Annotated in this window: 5 protein-coding genes; 3 read left to right on the top strand and 2 right to left on the bottom strand. The window is 32.3% G+C overall.

Translation table 11 applies throughout. The features are described from left to right. On the bottom strand, positions 1-219 hold a 219-nt coding region (locus tag ACIQ11_RS06690), incomplete at its 3' end, for a 2-amino-4-hydroxy-6-hydroxymethyldihydropteridine diphosphokinase (RefSeq protein WP_396153912.1). A gap of 173 nt (positions 220-392) precedes the next feature. Here ACIQ11_RS06690 and sppA point away from each other — a divergent pair. The 3 genes from sppA to katG all read left to right on the top strand — a co-directional run bounded on the left by sppA (position 393) and on the right by katG (position 7,338). Continuing rightward, complete coding sequence (sppA, locus tag ACIQ11_RS06685) at positions 393-2,165, top strand: signal peptide peptidase SppA (protein ID WP_396153911.1); 1,773 nt, start codon at positions 393-395, stop codon at positions 2,163-2,165. Positions 2,166-2,303: 138 nt separating this feature from the next. Then, positions 2,304-4,874 carry an AsmA-like C-terminal region-containing protein gene (locus ACIQ11_RS06680; RefSeq protein ID WP_396153910.1) on the top strand — a complete coding sequence of 857 codons (2,571 nt, stop codon included), beginning with the start codon at positions 2,304-2,306 and terminating at the stop codon, positions 4,872-4,874. A 166-nt stretch (positions 4,875-5,040) separates the two neighbouring features. After that, positions 5,041-7,338, top strand: coding sequence for a catalase/peroxidase HPI (gene katG, locus ACIQ11_RS06675; RefSeq protein WP_396153909.1), 2,298 nt, complete (start codon positions 5,041-5,043; stop codon positions 7,336-7,338). An 83-nt stretch (positions 7,339-7,421) separates the two neighbouring features. Here katG and pruA read toward each other — a convergent pair. Then, positions 7,422-8,647: L-glutamate gamma-semialdehyde dehydrogenase (pruA, locus tag ACIQ11_RS06670; protein WP_396153908.1), on the bottom strand; the 1,226-nt coding region annotated here is incomplete at its 5' end.

Below are 8,647 nucleotides of genomic sequence, written 5' to 3'. Positions count from 1 at the left end.
ACTTAGTAATTTTTGTGCCGATTTATGCGTATGTATTGCAATTGCACAATTATAAAATGCAGCTCCTTCAAAGCCCCAAGCTGGTGTTTCGTATACTTTTGAAACTTCCACTACAGTTGCAATTGTGTTGTGTATAGCCATAATACAGGTCTCCAAATTTTCTAATTTGTTCCCCATATTAGTCCCTAAAGAAAGTAGTATTGTGTTTTGTGACTTCATATTTTGTAAAAACAAATCTGACTTTTATCAGTGTTTTTTTATTTCAACAAATTAACAAACAATTTTACATTTTTATTCTACAAATGATAAATATTTTTAATTATCATTTTTTTTAATATTCTTGTAACATTTTGATTTAATTTGCTACAAATGTGTAAATAATATGATTAATTATGAGTTTTTTTAAGAATGTATTGGCAACAATTGTAGGATTATTTTTGTTTGTTTTATTAAGTTTTTTCTTCCTAATAGGGCTTGGCGCTTTAATTGGTAGCGGAGAAGATGAAGTTAAAGTAAAAGACAATTCGGTAATTCAGTTAGATTTAGCGAAAATAAATTTTGATTATGCGGGTAAATATGATTCGGATAGTCCATTTAGTAGTTTGTTTTTAGATAAAGATAAAGTGGGTTTTATTGAAGTCTTAAATGCTATTGATGCCGCAAAAACGGATGATAAAATAAAAGGGATAACTATTGTAAATAACGAGTCGAATTTAGGTTTGGCTCAAAGTAAAGAGTTAAGAGATAAACTGGAAGATTTTAAAAAATCAAAGAAGTTTGTAATGGCTTACGCAACAGTTTTTTCTCAAAAAGAATATTACATTAGTTCTGTAGCAGATGCTATTTATTTAAATCCTTCAGGAGAGATCGAATTTAAAGGATTAGGAACAGAAATGTTATTTTATAAAAATTTCCAAGATCAAACCGGTTTAAAAATGGAAATTATTCGTCACGGAAAATTTAAAAGTGCTGTAGAACCTTTTTTAGCGCAAGAAATTAGTAAAGAGAATAGAGAGCAAGTAACGGTTTTACTTCAATCTGTATGGGACAATATAGTTTCTGAAATTGCTAAAAATAGAAATGTTTCAGTAACGCAATTGAATGCAATTGCTACTGATTTATTAGCAAGAACTCCAGAAATGGCTTTGGAACAAAAATTAATTGATAAAGTAGCTTATGAAGATGAGTTTAACGATGCTTTAAAATCTAAATTGAAAGTAGCGAAAGACGAAGAAATTGAGTCAGTTTCAATTACGGATTATGTGGCAACTACGTCTTTAAAATCAGAAGATTATACAAAAGATGATATTATTGCTGTAATTTATGCTCAAGGCGAAATTAATGGCGGAGAAGGCGATGTAGATTATATTGGTGAATTGTCTATCAACCGTTCTTTAAAAGAAGCAAGAGAAGATGATGATGTAAAAGCAGTGGTACTTCGAGTGGATAGTCCGGGCGGAAGCGCTTTGGTTTCCGATTTAATTTGGAGAGAAATTGAATTGACTAAAAAAGTAAAACCTGTTGTGGTTTCTATGGGTAATTTAGCAGCTTCTGGCGGCTATTATATAGCTTGTAATGCCAATACTATTTTTGCTGAACCCACAACAATTACAGGATCTATTGGTGTGTTTGGAATGTTGCCAAATGTACACGGCTTCGCTACAAAATATGGCGTAAATGCAGAACAAGTACAAACGCATAAAAATGCAGTTGGGTATAGTATTTTCGAACCAATTTCAGAAGAATACAAAACGATAGCATTAGAAGGTGTAGATCGCATTTATAAGCTATTTGTTAACCGCGTAGCTCAAGGCAGAAAAATGACATTTAATCAAGTAGATGCCATTGCACAAGGTAGAGTTTGGACCGGTTCAGATGCTATCAAGAATGGGTTAGTAGATAAATTAGGAAATTTAGATGCCGCCATAGCTCACGCCGCTACTTTAGGAAAAACTAAAAGTTACAGAACAGAAAATTATCCTGAATATAACAAAGATTTTGATGAATTTTTAGAAGGATTTGCTGGTGCAAGTATCTATAAATCTAAAGAAACTCTTTTGAAAGAAGAATTAGGGGAGGAAAATTATAATTTACTTAAAAAATCAAAAGTATTGCAAAACAGAAAAGGAGTACAAATGTTACTGCCTTTTGATTTGAATTTGTAGTCGTTTCATTTTAATATTAAATAGTATAAAAACGTCATTCTTTTTAGTTTGGCGTTTTTTTTAACACGAATAAAGTTTTATATTCTTCACTTTGGTACTAAATTTGCAGTCTTTAATAAACCCCAAAAAAATAGCCCAATGTTGAAAAAAGTTTTAAAATGGTCAGGTATATCTTTATTGACTGTTCTAATTGCCTTAGCCCTTTTGCCTTTTTTGTTTAAAGACAAAATCAAATCAAAAATTATCGAATCTATTAATAAAAATGTAAATGCAACGGTTGCATTAGAAGACGTGAGTTTAAATTTATTTAAAAGTTTTCCAAAAGCAACTGTAACTCTTGATAAAATGAGTGTGATTAACAAAGCTCCTTTTCAAGGCGATACGTTGGTATATTCAGAAAAAATAGACTTAAAAATGAGTATGATGGAATTGTTTAATGGCGAAAAAGAGCCTATGAACATTCAATCAATTGGTACAGAAAATACTAAAATAAATATTCTTTTCAATAAAGACGGAATTGGAAATTATGATATCGCATTAAAAAAAGAGGCGAGTGAAACCAATGAAAAAGAAAAACCATTCGCGTTAAGCATTCAGAATTATGAAGTAGAAAATTTAAAATTCACCTACAAAGATGCAGCGTCTAAAATGAAATTAGTTTTAGATAGTATCAATCACGAAGGCACTGGAAATTTTGAACAAGAGGTTTTAGATTTAGATACAAAAACTACTGCGAAAGTTACTTTTGATATGGATAAAAGTAATTTTATGCGAAATGTGCCTATTACTTTAGAAGCTATTTTAGGTGTCGATTTAAAGAATAACAAATATACTTTCAAAGAAAACAAAGCACTGATTAATCAGTTGCCATTAAATTTTAATGGGTTTATTCAAATGGTTGAAAAAGGTCAAGTATATGACTTAACTTTTAATACGCCTTCATCAGATTTTAAGAATTTTTTAGGATTAATTCCATCAGCATATGCAGGGAATTTAGCAGATGTTGAAACGTCTGGAAAATTTGAAGTAAAAGGAAAAGTAAAAGGCAATTTATCGGATACAACAGTACCGGCATTTAATATTGAAATGTTGTCAAATAACGCTTCATTTAAATATAAAGATTTACCAAAATCAGTAAAAAATATTTCAATTGATACACATATTGTAAATGAAACCGGATTAATTAATGATACTTTCGTGGATTTAGATAAGTTGTCTTTCGCAATTGATCAAGATGTTTTTAATGCAAGTGCACACATCAAAAATCTTACTGAAAATCCAAATATTACTGCCACATTAAAAGGTGTCATTAATTTAGCGAATGTTTCAAAAGCATATCCTGTAAAATTAGAAAAACCATTAAATGGAATATTAAGAGCAGATGTAAAAATTGCTTTCGATATGAAATCTGTAGAAACAAGTCAATATCAAAACATAAAAAATTCTGGTAATATTAATGTAACAGGTTTCAATTATTCAGGTCCAGAAATGGCAAAACCTGTAAGCATTTCAATAGCCGATTTAACTTTTAATCCATCTAAAATTAACTTGAATAAACTGCAAGCTAAAACAGGAAAATCAGATATTAATGTATCTGGAAGTTTAGATAATTTTTATGGATTTTTGTTTAAAAACCAAATTTTAAAAGGTAATTTCAATTTAAATTCTTCCTTATTTGAAGTGGCAGATTTTATGTCACCTACAACAACTACAAATGATGAAGGAAAGAAAACTTCGGAACAAGTAAAAATTCCAAGTTTTTTAGATTGCACTTTAACTGCCAAAGCAACAACTGTTATTTATGATAATTTAAATCTTAAAAATGTTGCTGGAACTTTAATCATTCGCGACCAAGCTGTAAACTTAAAAGGACTAAATATGGCTGTTTTTGGTGGAAAAATCGGAGTGAATGGAATGGTTTCAACAAAAAACAAAGTACCTACTTTTGATTTGGATTTGGGTTTATCTGCTGTTGATATTAGTCAAACTTTTTCGATGCTAAATACATTAAAAACTATTGCTCCTATTGCTGATGTTATTAATGGAAAAATGAATTCAACCATTTCATTAAATGGGTTTTTAACTCAAGATATGATTCCGGATGTTAAAAGTATTTCTGGAGATTTGATGGGGAATATTTTACAAGGTTCATTAAATAAAAATAAATCGGCATTACTAACTGAATTAGATAATAAAGCGACATTTTTAGATTTAAAAGATATCAATTTGAAAGATGTAAAAGCAGTTTTATCATTTAAAAACGGAAAAGTAGCCGTTAAACCATTTATCTTAAAACACAAAGATATTTCAGTTCAAATTGCAGGTTCTCACGGTTTTGATCAGAATATGGATTACAATTTGAAATTCGATGTTCCGGTAAAATATTTAGGAAATGACGTAAATAAATTACTTGCAAAAGTAACTCCGTCTGATGCTAAAAAAATAGAAAGTGTTCCTGTTAATGCTTTGTTAGTAGGAAATTTCAAATCACCAAAAGTAACCACGGATGTGCAACAAGCATCAAAAAATGTGGCTTCGCAGTTGATTCAACTTCAAAAAGAAAAACTTATACAAAAAGGAACAGGAGTTTTGACTACTATTTTAAATGGAAATAAACCAAAAGATTCTACAAAAACAACTACAAAAGAGCAAGTTGGTAATGCTGTAAAAGACGGTTTAAAAGGTTTATTCGGGAAAAAGAAAAACTAACTATTCGCAACATATTTATAATCATCGAAATAAATAATAGTTAATTTCGATGATTATAAATGAATAGTATTGATAAAATCTATATTATAATAAGAAATAACATTTAATAAAAGGTTAAACTCATTATTTTTTTCATCAACTTTGATAAAATTAAAACTTATTAATTATGAAAAAAATACTATTTACTACAAGTTTATTCCTGACTACTTTTGCATTTGCCCAGCCATCTGCTACTTGTCCAGTTACAGGAAAAACAGCTGCTTCAAAAGATGCCGCGCACGCAAGTGCCGAGTATCAAGCAATGACTGCTACACCTTCTCAAAGTGGAAGTAGTCAAGTAAACAAAAACAAGGAATGGTGGCCTAATCAATTGAATTTAGAGGTTTTACGTCAAAATTCAGAAAAGTCGAACCCATTAGGTAGTACTTTTGATTATGCGAAAGAATTTCAAAAATTAGATTACGAAGCGTTAAAAGCTGATTTAAGAGTTTTAATGACTAAATCAGAAGATTGGTGGCCAGCTGATTTTGGAAATTACGGACCGTTATTCATTCGTATGGCTTGGCATAGTGCCGGGACCTATCGTTCAGGAGATGGACGTGGTGGTTCAAGAGCAGGTCAACAACGTTTTGCACCCTTAAATAGTTGGCCAGACAACGTAAATTTAGATAAAGCACGTCGATTATTATGGCCAATTAAACAAAAATATGGAAACAAAATTTCTTGGGCTGATTTAATGATTTTGACTGGAAATGTAGCTTTAGAATCTATGGGATTCAAAACATACGGATTTGCTGGTGGTCGTGAAGATGTTTGGGAACCAGAAAGCAATGTATATTGGGGTTCTGAGAGTAAGTTTTTAGAAAGCGCAAGAAGTGTTGAAGGGAAATTAGAAAATCCTTTAGCCGCTACTCAAATGGGTTTAATTTATGTAAATCCAGAAGGACCTGCTGGAAATCCAGATCCGCTATTAGCGGCTAAAGATATTAGAGAAACATTCGGAAGAATGGGAATGAATGATGAGGAAACTACAGCCTTAAATGCAGGTGGTCATACTTTTGGAAAAACACACGGTAAAGGTCCCGCTTCAAATGTAGGATCAGACCCAGAAGCATCAGGAATTGAGCAACAAGGATTCGGCTGGAAAAGTACATACAAATCAGGTAAAGGTTCAGATGCTATTTCGTCTGGTTTAGAAGTAACTTGGACGCCAAAACCAACAGAATGGAACTATGGTTTCTTCAAAATATTATACGATAATGAATGGGAATTGACAAAAAGTCCCGCGGGAGCACACCAATGGATTGCGAAAAACGGACAAGCGATAATTCCTGATGCGTTTGATAAATCAATAAGACATATTCCAACGATGTTAACTACGGATTTATCGTTTCGATTTGATCCAGAATATGCAAAAGTTTCAAAGCGTTTTTATGACAATCCAAAAGAATTTGAATTGGCTTTCGCGAAAGCGTGGTTTAAATTAACACATAGAGATATGGGTCCAAGATCGTCTTATTTAGGACCAGAAGCGCCTAAAGAAGATTTAATTTGGCAAGACCCAATTCCAGTTTTAAATCATAAAGTAGTTTCAGCAAAAGAAATTACGGCTTTAAAAGCTGAAATTGCTGCTTCAGGGTTAACTATTCAAGAAATGGTAACAACTGCTTGGGCTTCGGCTTCAACGTATAGAGGTTCAGATAGAAGAGGAGGTGCAAATGGTGCACGAATTAGATTAGAGCCACAACGTAATTGGGAAGTAAATAATCCTGCTCAATTGAATAAAGTGTTACCAATTTTAGAAAAAATTCAAGCTAATTTTAATGCGAAATCTAAAGAAAAAAAAGTTTCTTTAGCGGATTTAATTGTTTTAGCTGGAAATGTAGGTATCGAAACTGCGGCTAAAAATTCAGGTATGACGGTTGAAGTTCCTTTTTCACCAGGAAGAATGGATGCTTCTCAAGAGCAAACTGATGTTAATGGAATGGCAGTTTTAGAACCAATGGCTGACGGATTCCGTAACTACATCAAAACACAATATACAGTACCAACAGAATCGTTATTAGTTGACAAAGCACAATTATTAACTTTGACTGCTCCAGAAATGACGGTTTTAGTAGGAGGTATGAGAGCTTTAGGTGCAAATTACGATGGGTCTAAACACGGTATTTTTACTACTCAAAAAGACAAATTAACAAATGATTTCTTCGTTAATTTATTAGATATGAGTACTGCTTGGAGTGCAATTGATGATAAAAAAGAAGTTTTTGAAGGAAAAGATAGAACTTCTGGAGCAAAAAAATATACTGCAACTCGTGCTGATTTAATTTTCGGGTCTAACTCAGAATTAAGAGCATTAGCTGAAGTGTATGCGCAAAATGATAACAAAGAAAGATTTGTTAAAGATTTTGTAGCTGCTTGGACAAAAGTTATGAATTTAGATCGTTTTGATTTAAGAAAATAATACTACCATCAAATTCAAACAAAAAAAAGCTGTCCATTTGGACAGCTTTTTTTATGGATTATAAACCTGTCAGGTTTATTTGTCTATCCTAAAAATGGATAACTATAATGTTCTGGTGTAACGAAAGTTTCTTTTATTGTTCTTGGAGAAACCCAACGTAATAAGTTTTGTGCAGATCCTGCTTTATCATTTGTTCCCGAAGCTCTTGCTCCTCCAAATGGTTGCATACCCACAACAGCACCTGTTGGCTTGTCGTTTATGTAAAAGTTTCCTGCTGCATTTTGCAAGGCTACCGTTGCTTCCTCAATTGCATATCTATCTGTACTTAAAACAGCACCAGTTAACGCATATTCAGAAGTTTGATCAATTAAAGTTAAGGTTTCCGCCCATTTTGCATCTTCATATACATAAATTGTAATTACAGGTCCGAAAAGTTCTGTTTCCATTGTAGCGTATTTCGGATTTGAAGTTAAAATAACTGTTGGTTCAACAAAATAACCTTTAGATTTATCGTAATTTCCACCAATAATAACTTCTGCATCTGAATCTTTTTTAGCTTGGTCTATATAACTTGCTAATTTATCAAATGAACCTTCGTGAATTACTGCAGTTACAAAGTTTGAAAAGTCTTCTGGTGAACCCATTTTCATAGAATCTACATCTGCAATTAATTGCTCTTTTACTGCAGGCCACATTGATTGTGGAATGTAAGCTCTTGATGCTGCTGAACATTTTTGCCCTTGAAATTCAAAAGCACCACGAGTAATCGCAGTTGTAACTTGTTTTACATTTGCAGAAGGATGCGCAAGTACGAAATCTTTCCCACCTGTTTCTCCAACAATTCTTGGGTAGGTTTTGTAATTGTGAATGTTAGTCCCAATTTTTTTCCAAATTTCTTTGAAGATAAACGTGGAACCTGTATAATGAATTCCAGCAAAATCAGGAGACGCTAAAACGGTATCCGTAATCATAACTGGATCTCCAAAAACAACATTAATTACGCCGTCTGGAACACCAGCTTCTTTGAAAACATCAATGATAATTTTTGCAGAAAATACTTGGCTATCACTTGGTTTCCATACTACAACATTACCCATTAAAGCAGCACTTGCAGGTAAATTTGCCGCAATAGCTGTAAAATTAAAAGGCGTTACAGCATATACAAAACCTTCTAAAGGTCTATATTCGACTCTATTCCACATATCGGAATTAGAAGCGGGTTGGTCTGCATAAATTTGCGTCATAAATTCTACGTTGAAACGTAAAAAGTCTATTAATTCACAAGAAGCATCAATTTCAGCTTGGTGTA

Origin of the sequence: Flavobacterium sp., from assembly GCF_044361065.1 — a bacterium.
GTDB lineage: Bacteria > Bacteroidota > Bacteroidia > Flavobacteriales > Flavobacteriaceae > Flavobacterium.
The sequence above is the reverse complement of the archived record's forward strand: the minus strand, read 5'-3'. Positions and strand labels throughout refer to the sequence as shown.

Excerpts from the sequence above, each read along its gene's own strand:
- sppA (WP_396153911.1), top strand. The coding sequence starts at position 393 with ATGAGTTTTTTTAAGAATGTATTGGCAACAATTGTAGGATTATTTTTG.
- ACIQ11_RS06680 (WP_396153910.1), top strand. The coding sequence starts at position 2,304 with ATGTTGAAAAAAGTTTTAAAATGGTCAGGTATATCTTTATTGACTGTT.
- katG (WP_396153909.1), top strand. The coding sequence starts at position 5,041 with ATGAAAAAAATACTATTTACTACAAGTTTATTCCTGACTACTTTTGCA.